Source organism: Leucobacter sp. G161 (genome assembly GCF_001482305.1).
GTDB lineage: Bacteria > Actinomycetota > Actinomycetes > Actinomycetales > Microbacteriaceae > Leucobacter.
Map to the genome: position 1 here is coordinate 42,895 of NZ_LOHP01000068.1, position 17,187 is coordinate 60,081.

The window sequence follows — 17,187 nt, forward strand, 5'->3', positions numbered from 1 at the left end:
CCAGCCGTACGATGGAGAAGGAAGAGAGGATGCCGCGGGTGAGACTCAGCCGCGCACACACTATGAGCACAGTAGAGATCACGAAGGACAACCTCGAGGAGACAATCACGTCGGGCGGCATCGTGGTGCTCGACTTCTGGGCCGCCTGGTGCGGTCCGTGTCGCTCGTTCGCTCCCGTCTTCGAGAAGGCCGCAGAGACGCACGAGGACATCGTGTTCGGCAAGATCGACACCGAGGCCGAGCAGGAGCTCGCGGGCATGTTCGGCATCACCTCGATCCCGACAGTCATGGCCTTCCGCGACGGCATCAACGTATTCTCGCAGGCCGGCGCGCTACCCGCCCCGACGCTCGAGCAGCTCGTCGACGCGGTGCGCGGACTCGACATGGACGAGGTGCGCACGCAGCTCGCCAAGGAAGAGGCGGCTGCCAGCGAGAACGGCGCAAACGAGGCTGGCACGGTCAGAACCGACGGAGCGCAGGTCTAAGACACCACCGCAACGCGGCTACACGCGGCAAGGGGGATCCGGGCTGAGCCCGGATCCCCCTCGTGCTTGTCGGCGCGGCTACTTTTCGCCGACACCCACGACCGGCTGCTCCGCCAGGCGCTTGGCGAACTTTCGGCGGCTCGCGATCCAGATCCACAGCGCGACGGCCGCGAGTACCACGATGCCGAGCACGTCGAAGACCGGGCTCGAGAACACCGCGCCCTGCTCTTGCACCCACGCCTGCACCGACGTCGGCACGAGCGACGGCATCGAGACGAGGCCGTTCGTGAACCAGAACAGCAGGCCGACGCCGATGATGAGCAGGCCAGTAATGAGCGAGGTTGTGTGCAGCTGCCGGCCGAACACGGTAATGGCGCGGCCGCGGAGGAGGCGCTGCCCGCGCGTGCCAAGCTTTTCCCACAGCGCCGCGATGATCATGAGCGGCACCACCATGCCCGCGCCGTACACCGCGAGCAGGGCTCCCGCCATGAGGCTCGAGCCCTGGCCCATCGCAAGCGTAAGCACCGCGCCGAGGATCGGGCCCGCACAGAACCCGGCAACCCCGCTCACTGCGCCGAGCAGCAGGGTGCGCACGAGCCCCTTGCGCGACGACGCCTTCTGCTGCAGCGTCGCGGTGCCCGGCAGCATCCGCGAGACGTCGAAGCCGAACCCGAGCACCTGCAGCACCCCGAGCACGACGAGCACGAGCGAAGTGACCGCGATCACCAGGCCGCGCTGCTCCATGAACAGGGTGCCGAGCGCCCCGATCCCGAGCCCGAACGGTACGAGCGTGAGCACGAGGCCGAGGTAGAACACCCCGCCGTGCACGAGCAGCTTGAGCTTCGCGCCGACCGTGGACGCGAAGAACGCGGGTAGCAGCAGGGCGCTGCACGGGCTCAGGAGCGCGAGCATCCCGCCCAGGAAAGCGGTGACGAACCCGATCTCCATGCTTAGCGCGCCTCAGCGAGCGCCCGCTCGAAGGTCTCAATGAAGACGCTTTCGGGCTGCGCCCCCACGATCGGCTCGCCGCCGAGCACGAAGGTCGGGGTCCCCGAAACCCCGAGCTCTTGGCCACCGCGCGCATACTGCTGTACGAGTTCGAGCGTCTCGGGTGAGGTGAGGTCGGCGGCGAACTGCTCGGCGTCGAGGCCGAGTGTGGCAGCGAGCTCGATGAGCGACCCCTCGGCAAGCTGCTCGGGAGTGAGGTGCTCGCCGTCGGGGAAGAGGGCGTTGTGGAACTCCCAGAACTTGCCCTGCTTGCCGGCGGCGTGTGCCGCGAGCGCGCCGCGCTCGGAGTCCGCGCCGTACTGGTTCACGTCGCGCCACTCGATGCGCAGGTCACCCCTGTCGGCGTACTCCATCATCGTCGGGAGGGTGTCGTTGGACCACTTCGCACAGAACGGGCACTGGTAGTCGGAGTAGATGACGAGCGCGACGGGGGCGTCGACGGGGCCAGCCGTCTGCACGTCTGCGTCGTCGCGGGTCTCGACGAAGGTGAGGTCGGGCTGCTGCGGCTGCTGGGCGGCGGCGCTTCCCTGCGCCCCCGCGCCTCCCCTCACCTGCAACACCACGATCGTGATGAGCAGGCCTGCGATGACGATGATCCCGATCGGCACAAGCCACGAGCGGAACCGTTGGGCGGCTGTTTGCGACATTCTTCTCCTCAGACTGATTACTATGCCCGATAGTAAACTATCGGGCATAGTAATGTCTGCGAGTCTGGTGTGCGCTCCGCTGCACCCCTCCCCACTTCCCCGTTTAATTTATTCCGAGCCTTCTGCAGCCCGAATAAGGCTCGGAATGAAAAACTCGGGGAAGTGGAGATGGTCGGATCGCTGCCGCGTCCCACGGCGGCACGACTACCGCACGAGGGCAGGCTCCTCAGCAGGGGCCAGCGCCCGCTTCCGCCGCCGCGCACTGAGCCGCTTGCCGATCAAGCCGTGGCGCGGGCTGAACAGGTAGGTAAGCGCGAACGCTGCACCCTGCGCGAGCACGACCATGCCACCCGAAGCAGTGTCGAGGTAGTAGCTCAGGTACAGCCCGGCAACCGCGCACACGGCCGAGATCGCGGGCGCGATGACGAGCATGCGCGAGAAGCGGTCGGTGAGCAGGTAGGCGGTTGCCCCTGGAATGATGAGCATCGCGACAACGAGCACCACGCCGACCGCCTGCAGCGCGACGACCGACGTGAGCGCGAGCAGCCCAAGCAGGAGCGCCCCGAGCATGCGCGGGTTCAAGCCGATGGCGTGTGCGTGCGTCGGGTCAAAGGCGAACAGCGTGAAGTCGCGCCGCTTCGCGAGGAGCACGACGAGCGTGACCGCGCCGAGGATCGCGATCTGCAGCAGGTCCCCCTTCGACACCCCGAGGAGGTTGCCGAAGTTGATGTGGTTGAGGTCGGTTTGCGAGGGCGTCACCGAGATGAGCACGAGGCCGAGGGCGAACAGCGTCGTGAACACGATCCCGATCGCCGCGTCCTCCTTCACCCGGCTCGTGTCGCGCACCGCGCCAATGGGCGCGACCGCGAGGAAGCCGAAGATGACCGCCCCGAGCGCGAAGGGCGCGCCGACGACGTAGGCGAGCACGACGCCCGGGAGGACCGCGTGCGAGACAGCGTCGCCCATGAGCGACCAGCCGATGAGCACGAGCCAGCACGAGAGCACCGCGCACACGACCGAGGCGATGAGCGTCGTCGCGAGCGCGCGCACCATGAAGTCGTAGCTCAGGGGCTCGAGGACGAGGTCGATGATGTTCACGCCGCCTCACCCCGTTCGAGCACGTCGAGCCCAAACGCTCGCGCAAGATTCTCGGGTTGCAGCACGTCTTGGGGTGGCCCGTGCATGAGCACGCGGCGCATGAGCAGGATCGCCTCGTCGGCGAGGCTCGGGAGCGCGTGCAGGTCGTGGGTCGAGACGAGGATCGTCGCACCCTCCGCTGCGAGCTCGCGCAGCAGTCGCGTAATGGTCGCCTCCGAACGCTTGTCGACACCGGCGAAGGGCTCGTCGAGCAGCAGCGTGGTGGCACCCTGCGCGATACCTCGCGCGACGAAGGTGCGCTTCTTCTGCCCGCCCGAGAGCTGCCCAATCTGCCGCTCGGCGAAGTCGGTGAGCTCGACCCGTTCGAGGGCGTGGTCCACTGCGGCACGATCCGCCGGCTTCGGGCGGCGCGTGAGCCCCATCTTCCCATATCTGCCCATCATGACGACGTCGCGGACCGACAGCGGAAACGCCCAGTCGACATCCTCGCTCTGCGGCACGTAACCGACGGCCCCCGTCTTGCGCACGCGCGCGGGCGACACTCCGTCGATGCGCACGGTGCCCGTGTCAGGCCGAACCATGCCCATGATCGTCTTGAACAGCGTCGACTTGCCCGAGCCGTTCATGCCGACGAGCCCGCACACGCGGCCTCGCTCGAGCGTGAGCGAGGCCCCGTCGAGCGCGAGCACCTCGCCGTAGTGCACGGTGACATTCTCGACCTGGATCGCGGGGGCGCTCACAACCGCTCCCCCGAGAGCCCCGCGACGATCGCAGCGGCATCGTGGCGGATGAGATCAAGGTAGGTCGGCACCGGCCCGTCGGCCTCGGAGAGCGAGTCAACAAAGAGCACGTCTCCAAGCTGCGCGTCGGTCGCCTCGACGACCTGCTCCATGGGGGCTGCGGACACCGTCGACTCGCAGAACACTGCCGGCACGTCGTTTTCGCGAACGAACTCGATGACCGAGGCGATCTGTTTCGGTGTCGCCTGCTGCTCGGCGTTCACCGCCCAGATGTATTTCTCGGTGAGGCCGGCGTCGCGCGCAAGGTAGGAGAAGGCCCCCTCGCAGCTCACGAGCGCGCGCTCGTTCGTCGGGAGCACCGCGAGCGCGGAGACGAGTTCGTCTTGCACCCCCTGCAGCTCCGCCTTGTACGCGGCCCCGTTCGCCTCGTAGTCGGCGGCGTGCGCCGGGTCGATCTGCGCGAACGCCGCGACCATGTTGTCGACGTAGACCTGCACGTTCAGCGGGCTCATCCAGGCGTGGGGATTCGGCATGCCGCTGTAGGCGTCCTCGCGAATATCGATCGCGTCGATGCCCTCGCTCACGACCGCGTGCGGCACGTCGAGGTCGGTGACGAACTGCTCAAACCAGGCTTCGAGCCCCATCCCGTTGTCGAGGATGAGATCGGCCTCGCTCGCCTTGCGAATGTCGCCCGGGGTCGGCTCGTAGCCGTGGATCTCCGCCCCAACCTTGGTGATCGACTCAACGCGGAGGTGCTCGCCCGCGACGTTCTCAGCGATATCCGAGAGCACCGTGAACGTGGTGAGCACGACGGGGCGATCATCGACCGGGTCGACCCCGCCGCCCGCCGCTGGGCTCGTGCAGGCGGAGAGCGCCAGAACGGCCGCCGAGGCCGCAGCTAGCGGAAGGAGGAAAGGGGAAAACCTGCGCGGCTGGTTCGCTGTGGGCAACTCGATGTACTCCGTCTGCTCGATGGGGAGGGGCGGAACGTCGCGATACACACAGCGAGCCCCTTCGTTGTACATAACTATAGAGTTCGGCATGCCGAACTTGCAAAACGAGTACACCAAACATCACCCGCCACATGCGGATCCGCGAGCTACTGACTAGCTCTGATCGCTCGCGAGCACACCGAACACCAGCGTGTCAGTCCATTCACCCTTGCTCCACCAGTCCTCACGAAAATGCGCTTCTCGACGCATGCCAACCGCGCCGGCGAGCTTCGCCGACGCGAGGTTCCGTGCGTCCATCTGCGCGGTGACGCGGTGGAGGGAGTAATGGGCGAACGCCAGTTCGAGCACCGCACGCACGGCTTCCGTTGCGAGCCCCTGTCCGCCGCACGCCGGGTCGAGTACCCAGCCGATCTCAGCGACCCGTCGCTCTGCATCCGTGAGCCAGAGTTGCACATCACCGATCGCGACACCGTCACGCTCGATCACCAGCATTAGCGCGCCGGTCGGCCCGTCAATGTCGCTCTTGGGCATCCGCTCTGCGATGTTCTCCGCTGCCGTCGCCGTAGTCCACGGGTCGTCGAGGAGAAAGCGCGCCACTGTTGGGATGGCGTAGATGCGCTGCAGGGCGACTGCGTCTGCGGCTTCGTGCGGGCGGAGGGACAGTCGCTCGGTGCGGAGCGGGAATGTGTGATGTGTCATAGCTGTTCCGAGCGTAGCGCGCAGTCCCCGTTCCACGCTGTGGACACAGTTTCCGGTACTCGTAGACTCGCAAGAGAGCGGTGCGTGAACGGACAGGTACCGTCAGGGCAATACTAGATATGAGCACACACGCTCCGAGCGACGCGGACATCATTGTTCGGTCTCGGGCGCGGCCCAAAGACTTTTCCATCCTCTACCAGCGGCGAGCGCGCGCGGTGTTCGCGTACATCGCCGCCCGGTTGGGTGCGGAACTCGCCGAGGATCTCACCAGCGACACGTTTCTCGTCGCGCTCGAGCGACTCGACCGCTACGACACCGCACGGCCCAACGCGCTGCCATGGCTGCTCGGGATCGCGACCCGGCTCGTCAGCAAGCACCGGCGCAGCGAAGCGTTGACCTGGCAGATGCTGGCGCGAGCCGGCTCAACCGACAGAATTGACGCCGCCGCTGGCGACCGGCCAGTTGGCACCTCACAAGACATCGACGCGCGCCTCGACGCGGAGGCCGCCGCGAAGCGCATCGCGGGCGCCGTCGCAGCGCTCCCCCGCAGGGATCGCGACGTTCTCGCACTCACCGCCTGGACGGAGCTCGACTCCGCAGGCATCGCCGACGCACTCGGCATCCCTTAGGGCACCGTGCGGTCTCGACTGCACCGCGCTCGCAAAACCCTACGCACCCACCTCGAAGCCGGCGTCACGAAGACCGCCGCCCCGCATCCATTGGAAAGAGATCATGGACGAACTCGAAGTATTACGCAAGATACGCCGTAGCGACGCGACACCCACTGACGAGGTGCTCGCCCGCGGACAAGCTTCCCTCGAGCGCGCAATCGCTGCGCGTCAGACGTCGCGCGGCACCGCCACCGCACCTCCCCGAGCTGCGGGCCCCCGGCGTCGTCTGCGCTCGCCCAGGTTCGTGCTCGCCTCCGCAGCCGCGGCCGCGGCCCTCGGCGCCGGCATCGCGATCATCGGTCCGGGATTCGGCTCACCCGATGCCCAGGCTGCTGTCATTCTCTCCGAGGCCGCAGAGCGACTGCGCACTGTCGACGCTGCGCTCGCCGACAGCCGAGCCCTGCGCGTCGAGGAGGTACACGAAACCCTCGCGGAGATGAGCATCCCTGGCGGCCCTGTCGACACCCCGGGCGAGACCATCACATACCGCGACTCCGAAACATTTATCACGGAGATACCCAGCGACCGATCCGCCGACTGGACAGTATCCCGCAGCGGGCGTTCGCTCGTCGAGGTACTCGACCCCCACGGCGTCAGCGACGCGGCCGATGTGGTGCACGAGGCACTCGCGGACCCGAACAGCGCCCCGGGAGCAGACGTTGAAATCTGGCCTGGCGGCGTCCCACCGTGGAGCAGCACCGACCCGCTCCGGCGCGCGGCGCCCACGAATGCCGCCGAGCTGCGCAGCTACATTCTTGACGATGTCGACGTGGCTCGCCGGGATCGAACCCGGGACCGTGCTGAGTTCGATCCGCATCAGCTCGACGGTGGTTGACGAGGCATCGACCGACAAGGCTTCCTAGCCTGCCAGGCTTCCTGCTCGGACACGGCAGGGAGCCTGGGCTCGGAAAGCGATGTGCTCTGCTGCAGCAAATTGCGCAGCAGAGCACATTCGGGTGGGTGAGATAATAACTCCCATGTCCTCACAGTCGCGCCTCCCGCACCTTGTGCGAGGGACGACTGCGGCAATGATTGCGACCTTCGCATCGCTGTTCTCACACGTCATCGCTGGCGGCGACATGCCAGCCTTGCTCGGCATCGCCACACCGCTCGTGCTCTCGCTCACAGTATGCATCTTGCTCGCAGGGCGCACACTCTCGCTGCTGCGGCTGTCAGTCTCGGTGATCGCGAGCCAGGCCCTGTTTCACACACTCTTTGTGCTTGGTACGCCACTGCCCAGCGGCACGACTGGCCCGACGATGACCGCCGGGCACACCCATGGCGCCGTTCCGTTCGAACTCCCCGCAGCACTCGACAGCACGGCGACCCTCGTGCACGGTGATATGACGATGTGGATCTCACACGTGCTCGGCGCTGTTGTCACGATCCTCTTCCTGTACCGCGGCGAGGAAGCCATCGGCAAGATCCGCGACGTTGCCGAGAGCTTCGTCATCTGGGTCGGGGGCGCACGTTGCGCCGTGCTGCGACTCACCGCTTTACCCGCCACGCGGCGACCACAGTCGAGCGACGCTGCCGGCTGGACTGTTCTTGCTCAGCTTCAGGTTTCCACGTTGCGCAGGCGCGGTCCGCCCGCGCGTCTTCACATCGCTCGATAGCGCTCTCCTTGCCGGACGTACCGGCAAAAGGAACGCGCAAGCATGCCCTGTTGCATTCGGTGCACACGGGCCAACCGCGAGCATCGCTCCGGTGCTCTGTGCTGCCGCGTTGCGGTGTCGAGCGACCCTGCATCTCCGCTACTACCGAAGACGAAAGAACTGACGCAATGAATACAAACACCAACACCAACACGCGTTCGCACGCAACCGGCACGGGGCGGCGAGTCGCCGTCGGTTGCGCGGCGTTGCTTGGCGCCGCAACGCTCAGCCTCGCTGGCGCAGCCGCGGCGAACGCACACGTCACGATCAGCGCTGATACCGCCGAGGCAGGGGCATACACCGTGCTCTCCGTCAGCGTGCCCCACGGCTGCGACGTCTCACCGACGACGCGAGTCGCAATCCAGATCCCCGCCGAAATCACGGCAGTCACCCCAACCCGCAACGCGTTCTACACCGTGGAGAAGGGAATGGAGCAACTCGAGGCCCCGTTCACTGACGGCCACGGCAACGAGGTCACTGAGCGTGTCTCAGAGGTCATATACACGGCGACCACGCCGCTGCCGGCCGACCAGCGCGACGTTTTCGAGCTCCAGCTCCAACTCCCAGAGGACGCCGCTGGTGAGACGCTGTTCTTCCCGACCGTGCAGACATGTGAAGCGGGTGAGTCCGCCTGGGTCCAGCTGCCCGCTGCGGGACAGGATCCGCACGAACTCGATCTGCCTGCTCCGGCGATTGCGGTGGTCGCTGCAAGCGATCACGGCCACGGTGACCACGGGCAAAACAGCGCATCGGACGGGGTCTCGGCGGCGGACACGACCCAGCTGCCGCTCGTGATCACCTCGCTCGCGCTTGGCGGCCTCGGGCTGATCGCTGCCGTCATCGCACTCATCCGCGGCGGTAAGTCGGCGTGAGTGTTGCCGTCATTTGGGAACGGGCGCCGCGGGTCATCCGCGGTGCCCTCCTCGGGCTCCTCGCAGCGGTGACTGGCACGTTTGTGGCCCTTGGCGGGGCTTCCCCCGCGCTTGCTCACGCGGACCTTCTGAGTTCTTCTCCGGAGGACGGCGCTGTGCTCAGCACAGCACCGTCGGAAGTCGAGCTGGTCTTCAACGAGCCAGTGCAGCTCGTTGAAGGTGCGACCCGTTTGTTCCCTGGTGACGGCACCCCGCGGGAGCTCGATGCGCGCGTCGTGGACACGGCCGTTGTTGTCGAGCTCCCTGTGGGACTCATCGACGGGTCTTACGCTCTCAGCTACCGGGTGGTCTCTGCAGATGGGCACCCGGTCGGCGGTGCGATCACTTTTCAGCTCGGGTCGCGCCAGGCCTCCGGCCCCGCTGCCACCCCGCTGGCGCAGGGCGACCCGGTCATCACCGAGACACTCGTGTCGCTACTCACTTTCACGCAGTACCTCGGGTTACTGGTCTTCGCAGGCTGGCTGTTCTTCGACGTCATCGTGTTACGAAGAACAGACGCCCCCAGTGACCGCCATCGTCGCATGTCAGGATATGCCCTGGTGGCCGCGATCTCCGCGTCGTTCCTGCTGCTGCCGGCTACAGCAGCTCGGGTCGCGGGCGAGGAGCTCGTGCAGCTGCTCCCGGACAGCGGCGACCTCGTACTGTTGCCGATGAGCGCGTGGCTTCCGAGCCTCTCGTGGCCGGTTCTTGCCGTAGCCGGCACGGTGACGCTCGCCGGGTTGGTGGCGCTCGCTGTTGCTCAGCGGGCCGGCAGCCAGTTGAACCGGCTTCTGGCCGTCGGTAGCGCGGCCATCGCCCTTCTATCGCCAGTCCTGGTCGGCCACACGCAAACCGTGCAACCGACGTGGCTGATGCAGTTCGCAGACGCTGGGCATCTGCTCGCTGGCGCGTTCTGGGTTGGCGGCGTGGTCGGGCTGCTGCGGTTCCTCGCGATCGCACAACCTGCGGGTCCGGATGAACCCGGGAGCGTGCCCGCAGTGGAGGCTGCAGCGGTGGTGACGAGGTTCTCGCGATTCGCGCTCTACAGCGTGGGCCTCCTAGCTGTGAGCGGCGTCGCCATGGGCTACCTCGTTGTCGGCTCGTGGGAGACACTGTTCGCATCCGCATACGGCCAACTGTTGCTGATCAAACTGGGGCTCGTCGCACTCGTGGTTGTACTCGCTGCGTGCAACCGTTTGGCGTTCCTGCCACGCATCGTTCGACTCCCATCGCAGGAGCAGCAGTGGCGTCGGTTGCGCCGCACCCTCGTATGGGAGGCGTGGGTGCTCGTTGCGGCCGTTGCGGTGACTGGATTCCTCACGAATCACAGCCCGAACATGCCCACTGCGGGGACGACCGCTCAGCCGGTCTCGCCACAGGGCGTAGAGCTGGTGGCGGAGTCGCAGGGCCTCACTGTAACCGGCATGCTGGAGCCCGCCCTCCCGGGATCCAACACGGTCACAGTTCACCTCGAATACGACGGGAAGCCTGTGTCGGTGGCCGACGTGCGTGTCGAGGCTCGTCTCACGGAGCAAGCACTTGGGCCGCTCGTTGCCTCACCGCGGTTACTGGAGGGCACGGGCGACTACGAAGCAACGCTCTCGTTACCGGTTCGGGGTGAGTGGCAGATCCAGGTTCTTGCTCGGATCGATACGTACGCGCAGCCGATTGCCGTCATTCCGGTCGTCATCGAGTAGCGATCACGGGCGCAGTGGACAGGCTGAGCGGCCGGTCTACTGCGCCCCGGCGAAGCCCTGCTGTCGCCACGCCTCATAGCTGGCAATCGCAGCACAGTTGGCAAGGTTCATCGACCGAGGGCCGGGGAGCATCGGAATGCGCAGGCTGTCCGTGATGGCCGGATGCTCGAGGGTCTCGGGGGGTAGCCCCGTGGGCTCTGGTCCGAACAGCAGCACGTCGCTGGTTTCGTAACGCACATCGGTGTAGGGGCGCGTCGCGTGGGCAGTGAAGGCGAAGATGCGCGCCGGCCGCAGCACGGCCATCGCCGCATCAAACGAATCGTGCAGGTGTACGACTGCCATGTCGTGGTAATCGAGTCCGGCACGACGCAGCTTCGAGTCCTCGAAGTCGAAGAGCGGATTCACGATGTGCAGCTCGGCGCCTGTCCCGGCCGCGAGGCGGATCGTGTTACCGGTGTTGCCGGCGATGCGGGGCTCGAAGAATAGGATGCGGGTCACTAGAGCATCGTACTCCCCACCCCAATGTCACCACTGGTGACATTGGGGTGGATCTGTGTTAGGAATGAGTGCAGAGCGGGCCACAGCCCACCGCGAGCGAGGGAGCACACATGCGTATCGGAACAGCACTGGGGATCGCGGCAGCGACGGGCGCAGCGGTCGCCGGCGGCACGTGGCTCTGGCGCAATCAGGGAGACCTCATGTTCAGCCGCCCGCTCAATGAGTGGACGTTCACGCACATGGATCGGGTCCTCCCCACCGAGACTGTCACTCGGCCGGCGCTATCGCGGCCCCTCCCGTCCGCTCGCACACCGCTCGGCGCCGCCGGAATCCGCTACGAGTTTGACGGGCGGACACGCTCGCTCGCTGAACTCCACGAGCGCACCAACACGACGGCATTTCTCGTTGCCCACCGCGGCGAGGTGATTCACGAGAGCTATCCTGGCCGCTTCGCCTCGCCGACAACCCGCTTCCAGCTCTTCTCCCTCACGAAGTCGGTCACCTCAATGCTCATCGGCATCGCCCTCGAACGCGGCGAGATCAGCGGGCTCGAGGCTCAAGTGACGGACTACCTCCCCCAACTCGTGGGTTCGGGATACGACGGGGTGACGCTCGTCAACCTACTGAACATGGCGAGCGGTGTCGGTGCGGTCGAGGACTGGACGGTGCCCGACGCGCCGATCCGCCGCTTCGAGACCGCGGTCAGCACGGGTGGATCAGTGCTCGACGTCATCCGTTCCACACCGAAGCTGCGCGAGCCGGGGACGGCCTTCAACTACTCCACCATCGACACGCACGTCATCGGTTGGCTCCTCGAGGCCGCGACTGGTCGCAGCCTCGCTGAGTACGCGACCGAGCAGCTCTGGCACCCGATGGGGGCGGAATCCGACGCGTTCTACTTCCTCACGCGCGGTAAGCCACGCACGGCGCTTGGCGGAGGGTCGCTGAATGCGACGATCCGCGACCTTGCGCGTGTGGGCATCATCATGGCTGCTGGCGGCCGCGTCGGCGACACGCAGCTCGTCCCAGAGGCGTGGGTGCAACGGAGCCGCGGCTCTGAGCATTCCTACCTGCAGGTCGGTTCGCTCACCGACGGAGGCGGGGCGTCGCACTACGGCTATTCGAACCAGTGGTGGACGCTCGGCGGCGAGCAACGCGGGTTCACCGGGCTCGGTGTGCACGGCCAGTTCCTGTGGGTCGACCCGGACAGCGAAACGGTCATCGTGAAGACCAGCGCGTGGAACACCCCGGACGACGACGCGCGCGACCGCGAGACCTATGTCGCGCTCAACGCGATTGTGCGCGCTGTCGCCGAACGCGAGTGACCAGGTTCTCCGCCCGGTAGGCTCGGAACATGCCCTCACCCCGCGCAGCCGCCAGCCCGGACCGCCCTCGCAGGGTGCAACTGTCAGCACCGCTCATCCTCGACGCTGCGGCGGCCGTCGTCGAGCGCGACGGCCCGGGCGCACTGACCCTGCGCAGGCTCGGCACTGAACTCGGCGTGAACCACACCGCCGTGCTGCGCCACTTTGATGGCAAGGATCAGATCGTGCTCGCCCTCGCAGCGCGCGTACTCGAGGAGGCACTCGACGGTTTTGAGCCGACCGGCGAATGGGATGCGGCTTTCATACAGCTCGCACACCGCGTTCGCGGCGCCTACCTCGTCCATCCGGGGATCGCCTCGCTCGTTGCCGCGCGCGTATCGCGCAGCACCGCGGAGTTCCGCGGCGCCGAGCTCGTGCTGGCGACGTTTGAACGAGCAGGCTTCTCAGGCCGCGAGGCCGCCGTCTTGTACCTCACGGTGACCGACTTGACGCTCGCACTCAGCGCGTATGAGGCTTCGGTGCTCACTCTCGATGCGGAGTCTCGCGAGGGCGACAGGCTCGCGATCCAGCGTGACTATCTATTGGCACCAGCAACCGATTTTCCGCACCTTGCCGCGGCTGCGCCGGAGCTCGCGAGCATCTCAGCCGACGAGATCTTCGATTCGGCCCTCGGCCTCGTCCTCGACGGGATTCGCTTCAGACGGTCACGGGGGCAGGCTACTCCCGAACGGCCCTAACGGCGCCGTCTGCGACCCCTTCGACAGCCGGCGCCCCAGGTGCCCGAGCATCATCCGGGACGTGTCCCGGTCTCGGGATCCGCGCCGCAAGCCGGGCCTGCGGAACGAGCGCTGCGATCCCGAGCAGGGTGACGGCCGCGACCACACCTGCCGGGCCCAGGAGGTCGAGCGTCGTCCCAATCACGGCCGGCCCGATCCCCGTGCCGAGGGCGACAGCGCCCGCGGTCGCCGCGACCAAGCGGCCGCTGCGGTCAGTTCCAGCGGCGAGTGCGAGAATCTGCACGAGCAGCCCGAGATAGCAGATCTGCCACACGCTCGCGGCGACAGCAAACACTGCGCCGGTCGGCGCAATGATCACGAGCGCCTTCGCAACGAAACCGAGGCCGCCGATCGCCAAGATGCCGGCAACCCTCCCGAAGCGCTGCGCGGTAAAGGTGCCGAGCGGCACCCCGGCCAGCGCCGCCAGGGCGGCGACGCTCAGTGCGAGCGATGCGGTGCCCTCGCTGAGTCCCGCATGGCGCATCCCGAAGACCGCGGCATACGACCAGGTGCCCTGTTCGATGACACCGAAGGCGAGCACGGCGAGCAAGAAGAGCGCTGGGGGCCGCGGCCCAACGGTTGCCGTCTGCGCTGCGGCTCGCTCCGGCATCCCCGCAACGCCCCAGAGCCCTGCTGCGCAGCACGCCGCGAGCACCGCAAATCCAGCGGTGCCGCCACCGATGCCGTTAGCGAGCGACACCAGCATGATGAGTCCCGCGGTGGCGAGCGTCGCTGCGAGGACTGTGCGAAACGTGGCACGGTCAACGTCGGGTGTCGAGGACAGCGCCGCGGTGCCCGCGGCAAAGACCGCTCCGAGCCCGGCACCTGCGACGACGTTCGCCCCGACGAGCACCGCGACGGTCGGGCTGAGCCAGGCGACCACAAACCCGATCGTTGCTGCCACGAGGCCCCAGCGCGCCAGGCGTGCACGCCCGGGGCGTGAAGCCCGTGCGCTGAGCGCGAGGGTGACGACGGCCGTCGCGAGCAACTGCGCCGCCGCAACAAATCCGGCACTCGTGTCACTGAGCGCAAATCGCTCACCAAACCCGGCGAGCAGGGATGGCATCACGTTGCCGCCGACGTTGCCGAGCGTCGTGCCACATGCGAGCGCGATGAGGGCGGCAGCTCCGAGGCCGCTCGCCGTTGCGTTGTTTCGAGGGGTGCGCCTCGCTCCGCGTGCCGCCATGGGTGTGCTCCTTTGCCCGCCATGACCACGATACTCGCGCCATGTAACCACTGGTGACACCAATGGTCTCATACGCTCGCCCGAGCGCCAAGCGATACGCTCTTCCCACGGAATCCGCGCCGCCCCGAGCCGGGCCAGGCGCTACTCAGCCCGCTACAGCGCCATCCAGCAGAACAGGTGCTGCCCGCTGTCTTTCGCAACCTGAGCGAGCGCACGCCACGACGACAGCAAGGGAAGCAACCCGGCCGGGTCGGCTGCTCCCCAAAACTCCTCGGTCTGCGCCCACGGCCCGACGACGTCCGCGAGCTTCGCGTTATCTGCGCCAGCAAGCGCATCGACAAACGCGTCGGGCATCGATACGACCCAGGCGAGCTCGTGCGTTGCATCACTGACGAGTCGTGCCCACCCCTTTGCCGCGACAATCTCCTCGTACGGGCGGCCGGTCAGCAGCGCCATCAGCGAGCCAGCCTGCACCGTCGCGTCGACTGCGTCAAGCGAGGGCATACCGACCGGGCCCGCATCAGCAGTAGCCGCTGCCGCCTCGTCGTTCTCCGCGACAAAGTAAGTGTAGATGTTTCCCATGCCGCTATTCTCGCCGCTCCGCTGCCGCGCGCTTCGCACGCACGCGCGCAAGTCGCTTTCGCACCGCGGGCCAGAAGATCGCGCGCACGGCGACCGAGATAAGGCTCGTCCACACCTGCGTACGCGTGCCCTCACCGCTCACGACCATGATGACCACAATGCCGATGACTGCGAGGATGACCAGGATCCCAAGCCAGGGGTGCAGCCACATCTTGAGTTCGAGGCCCGCGACCTCCTCCTTGCTCATTCGCTGGCGCATGCGGATCTGCGTGAGGGCGATAAACGCGTACACGAAGAGCGCGACGAGACCGGCCGAGTTCATGATGAAGTCAAAGATGCCCGATTCGGGAGCAGCGAAGTTCACGATGACCGCGGCATATCCTCCGAGGGTCGACGCGATCACTGCCGCGACCGGCACGCCGTTGCGCGATCGCTTGGCAACGATTGCTGGCGCGTAGCCCTTGTCCGCGAGAGCTGCGAACATGCGCGCCGCTGAGTAGAGCCCGGAGTTCAACACCGAGCACACCGCGGTCAGCGTCACCGCGCTCATGATCGCTCCGGCCGCAGGGATGCCGTACAACGTGAAGACGTGCACGAAGGGCCCTTCGACCTGGGGATCAGGCAGTTGGTTCCACGGGACGATCACGACGATGAGGAAGACCGCGCCGACGAAGAACAACAGGATGCGCCAGATAACGGTGGTCGTCGCCTGCCGCACTCCCTTCGCTGGGTCCTCTGCCTCGGCTGCTGCCATCACAGCAATCTCCGTACCGAAGTAGGAGAAGATCACAATCGCAACACCGGCAATGATCGGCCAGACGCCGTTCGGAGCGAAGCCGCCGTGCTCCCACAGATTCGGCAGCGAGAACGACGCACCTGGCCAGAACCCGAGCGCAAAGAGCACGCCGACGCCCAGGAAGACCACGATCGCGACGACCTTGATGCTCGCGAGCCAGAACTCCACCTCCCCAAACGAGCGCACCGAGACGAGATTGGTCACGGTAAAGACGAGCATCATCGCGATTGAGAAGACCCACTCTGGGACGCCTGGCATCCAGCTGTGGAGAATCGATCCGCTAATGACGGCCTCGAACGCGATGACTCCGACCCAGAAATACCAGTAGAGCCAGCCGACGATGTATGCGGCCCAGTCACCGAGCCCCACCCGTGCGTACTCCATGAACGAGCCCGTTGTCGGGCGCGCTGCGGCCATTTCGCCAAGCATGCGCATTGCGAGAAAGACGAGCACGCCGCCGATGAGATAGGACAGGATCGCAGCGGGGCCGACACTTCGGATCACGTTGCCTGAGCCAACGAACAGGCTCGCGCCGATGATGCCGCCGAGGGTAATCATCGTAATGTGACGGGATGCGAGCTTCTTCGGGGCTCCCTTGCCACCCGGGGCAACCACTTGACCGACTGATGTCGCGGGTGAAACCGGTCGATCGTAATTGGCTCTCATGCATCCTCCATCGTCGCTGCACTGCGGATTCACACAGGTTACGCAGCGCACGTTCCGCACCTCAGCGCGCTTCTGCACAGTACAAGTCAAGACAGTCGGGCAAAGACATCTCTGCTTCTAAATCCTCTGCTGAGGCCCCGGCGGCCGGAGAAGAACGGTGTTCATTAAGCCGAAGACAACGAAAAGCGTTGCCACAAGAATCATTACGACAACCGCTCACGATCGCGGGCACACGAAAAGAACGGGGCTCGAGGAGAGTTGCCTCCCCCCGAACCCCGTTCCTTCACAGACGAAAGCTACAGCGTTCGACGCCCACGTTTCACCAGGAGCCCCACTCCCACCAGCAGGGCAAGGGCGGCGGCTACTATTGCGGAGCTCCAAAGGCCTGTAGTGGCGCCGGATTCGGCGAGACCAGGCTCACCCTTCGGCGTGGTCTTGTCCCCGCCGTCGGTGTTGGGCTTCGGCTTGGTTCCTCCGTCGCCCTCACCTTCCTCGCCAGGGGTGACCGGGCCCTCGTCTGTCTCGTAGGTGATCACGCCCTCCGCCGTTGAGCGCTCCCCGAGAGCAGCGGAGGAGCTCGGTTCGGAGAGCCGAACACGGAACGACCGTTGAGCTTCCTCCGACGTGACCTTCGTCGTCGCTACTGTCACCGTCTTCGGCTTACTGTCGCCAGCGGCCCAGACGAGCGTTTCAACAACCGGGTCGTAGTGTGTTCCGGCAACCGCGGAACCATCCTCCGTAGCAACCCGCACACTCGCCTCACCCGTCCACGGATCCACCTCAGCATCAGCCCG

At 66.4% G+C, this 17,187-nt stretch carries 19 protein-coding genes; 8 read left to right on the forward strand and 11 right to left on the reverse strand.

Annotated elements, in window-relative coordinates; all coding sequences use genetic code 11:
• The first annotated feature begins 11 nt into the window (after positions 1-11).
• Positions 12-485 (forward strand): thioredoxin, encoded by a 474-nt coding sequence (gene trxA / locus AUL38_RS11695; RefSeq protein WP_083506830.1) that lies wholly within the window; start codon positions 12-14, stop codon positions 483-485.
• 78 nt (positions 486-563) lie between these two features.
• Here trxA and AUL38_RS11700 read toward each other — a convergent pair whose 3' ends face one another.
• From AUL38_RS11700 to AUL38_RS11725, 6 genes are all read right to left on the reverse strand, one after another.
• Complete coding sequence (locus tag AUL38_RS11700; RefSeq protein WP_059062406.1) at positions 564-1,433, reverse strand: cytochrome c biogenesis CcdA family protein; 870 nt, start codon at positions 1,431-1,433, stop codon at positions 564-566.
• A gap of 2 nt (positions 1,434-1,435) precedes the next feature.
• On the reverse strand, positions 1,436-2,140 hold the full coding sequence (locus AUL38_RS11705; RefSeq protein ID WP_059062407.1) for a DsbA family protein: 705 nt from the start codon (positions 2,138-2,140) through the stop codon (positions 1,436-1,438).
• Positions 2,141-2,344: 204 nt separating this feature from the next.
• Positions 2,345-3,229, reverse strand: coding sequence for a metal ABC transporter permease (locus AUL38_RS11710; protein WP_369795311.1), 885 nt, complete (start codon positions 3,227-3,229; stop codon positions 2,345-2,347).
• A 5-nt stretch (positions 3,230-3,234) separates the two neighbouring features.
• Complete coding sequence (locus AUL38_RS11715) at positions 3,235-3,978, reverse strand: metal ABC transporter ATP-binding protein (RefSeq protein WP_059062411.1); 744 nt, start codon at positions 3,976-3,978, stop codon at positions 3,235-3,237.
• Positions 3,975-4,928, reverse strand: coding sequence for a metal ABC transporter substrate-binding protein (locus tag AUL38_RS11720; protein ID WP_369795312.1), 954 nt, complete (start codon positions 4,926-4,928; stop codon positions 3,975-3,977). Before AUL38_RS11720 ends, AUL38_RS11715 begins: the two co-directional genes overlap by 4 nt.
• Before the next feature lie 156 nt (positions 4,929-5,084).
• Positions 5,085-5,630: a GNAT family N-acetyltransferase gene (locus tag AUL38_RS11725; RefSeq protein ID WP_059062414.1), complete on the reverse strand. Its 546-nt coding sequence runs from the start codon at positions 5,628-5,630 to the stop codon at positions 5,085-5,087.
• A gap of 119 nt (positions 5,631-5,749) precedes the next feature.
• Here AUL38_RS11725 and AUL38_RS11730 point away from each other — a divergent pair, with 119 nt between their 5' ends.
• The 5 genes from AUL38_RS11730 to AUL38_RS11750 all read left to right on the forward strand — a co-directional run bounded on the left by AUL38_RS11730 (position 5,750) and on the right by AUL38_RS11750 (position 10,564).
• On the forward strand, positions 5,750-6,259 hold the full coding sequence (locus tag AUL38_RS11730) for an RNA polymerase sigma factor (protein ID WP_083506833.1): 510 nt from the start codon (positions 5,750-5,752) through the stop codon (positions 6,257-6,259).
• Between the two features lie 103 nt (positions 6,260-6,362).
• Positions 6,363-7,136: a hypothetical protein gene (locus AUL38_RS11735; protein WP_059062416.1), complete on the forward strand. Its 774-nt coding sequence runs from the start codon at positions 6,363-6,365 to the stop codon at positions 7,134-7,136.
• Positions 7,137-7,278: 142 nt separating this feature from the next.
• Positions 7,279-7,917 (forward strand): hypothetical protein, encoded by a 639-nt coding sequence (locus tag AUL38_RS11740; protein WP_153006571.1) that lies wholly within the window; start codon positions 7,279-7,281, stop codon positions 7,915-7,917.
• A 167-nt stretch (positions 7,918-8,084) separates the two neighbouring features.
• Positions 8,085-8,828: a YcnI family protein gene (locus AUL38_RS11745; protein ID WP_059062421.1), complete on the forward strand. Its 744-nt coding sequence runs from the start codon at positions 8,085-8,087 to the stop codon at positions 8,826-8,828.
• The gene (locus AUL38_RS11750) at positions 8,825-10,564 is read left to right on the forward strand and encodes a copper resistance CopC/CopD family protein (RefSeq protein WP_083506834.1); all 1,740 of its coding nucleotides are present in this window, start codon (positions 8,825-8,827) and stop codon (positions 10,562-10,564) included. The genes AUL38_RS11745 and AUL38_RS11750 overlap by 4 nt, the downstream gene beginning before the upstream one ends.
• Before the next feature lie 36 nt (positions 10,565-10,600).
• On the opposite strand, the gene AUL38_RS11755 is transcribed toward AUL38_RS11750, so the two are convergent.
• Complete coding sequence (locus tag AUL38_RS11755; RefSeq protein ID WP_059062425.1) at positions 10,601-11,062, reverse strand: tRNA (cytidine(34)-2'-O)-methyltransferase; 462 nt, start codon at positions 11,060-11,062, stop codon at positions 10,601-10,603.
• 110 nt (positions 11,063-11,172) lie between these two features.
• Here AUL38_RS11755 and AUL38_RS11760 point away from each other — a divergent pair, with 110 nt between their 5' ends.
• Both AUL38_RS11760 and AUL38_RS11765 read left to right on the forward strand, forming a co-directional pair.
• A complete protein-coding gene (locus AUL38_RS11760; protein ID WP_083506835.1) occupies positions 11,173-12,387 on the forward strand; it encodes a serine hydrolase in 1,215 nt (404 codons plus the stop codon).
• Between the two features lie 29 nt (positions 12,388-12,416).
• A complete protein-coding gene (locus tag AUL38_RS11765) occupies positions 12,417-13,124 on the forward strand; it encodes a TetR/AcrR family transcriptional regulator (protein WP_059062426.1) in 708 nt (235 codons plus the stop codon).
• Here the strand turns inward: AUL38_RS11765 and AUL38_RS11770 are convergent.
• The 4 genes from AUL38_RS11770 to AUL38_RS11785 all read right to left on the reverse strand — a co-directional run.
• The gene (locus tag AUL38_RS11770) at positions 13,105-14,349 is read right to left on the reverse strand and encodes a sugar MFS transporter (protein ID WP_059062428.1); all 1,245 of its coding nucleotides are present in this window, start codon (positions 14,347-14,349) and stop codon (positions 13,105-13,107) included. The two genes, AUL38_RS11765 and AUL38_RS11770, sit on opposite strands and share 20 nt — an antisense overlap.
• A 153-nt stretch (positions 14,350-14,502) precedes the next feature.
• Positions 14,503-14,931 (reverse strand): hypothetical protein, encoded by a 429-nt coding sequence (locus AUL38_RS11775; protein ID WP_059062430.1) that lies wholly within the window; start codon positions 14,929-14,931, stop codon positions 14,503-14,505.
• A gap of 4 nt (positions 14,932-14,935) precedes the next feature.
• Entirely contained in the window at positions 14,936-16,393 is a 1,458-nt protein-coding gene (locus AUL38_RS11780; protein WP_059062432.1) for an amino acid permease, read from the reverse strand.
• A 296-nt stretch (positions 16,394-16,689) separates the two neighbouring features.
• On the reverse strand, positions 16,690-17,187 hold a 498-nt coding region (locus AUL38_RS11785), incomplete at its 5' end, for a Calx-beta domain-containing protein (RefSeq protein ID WP_201023741.1).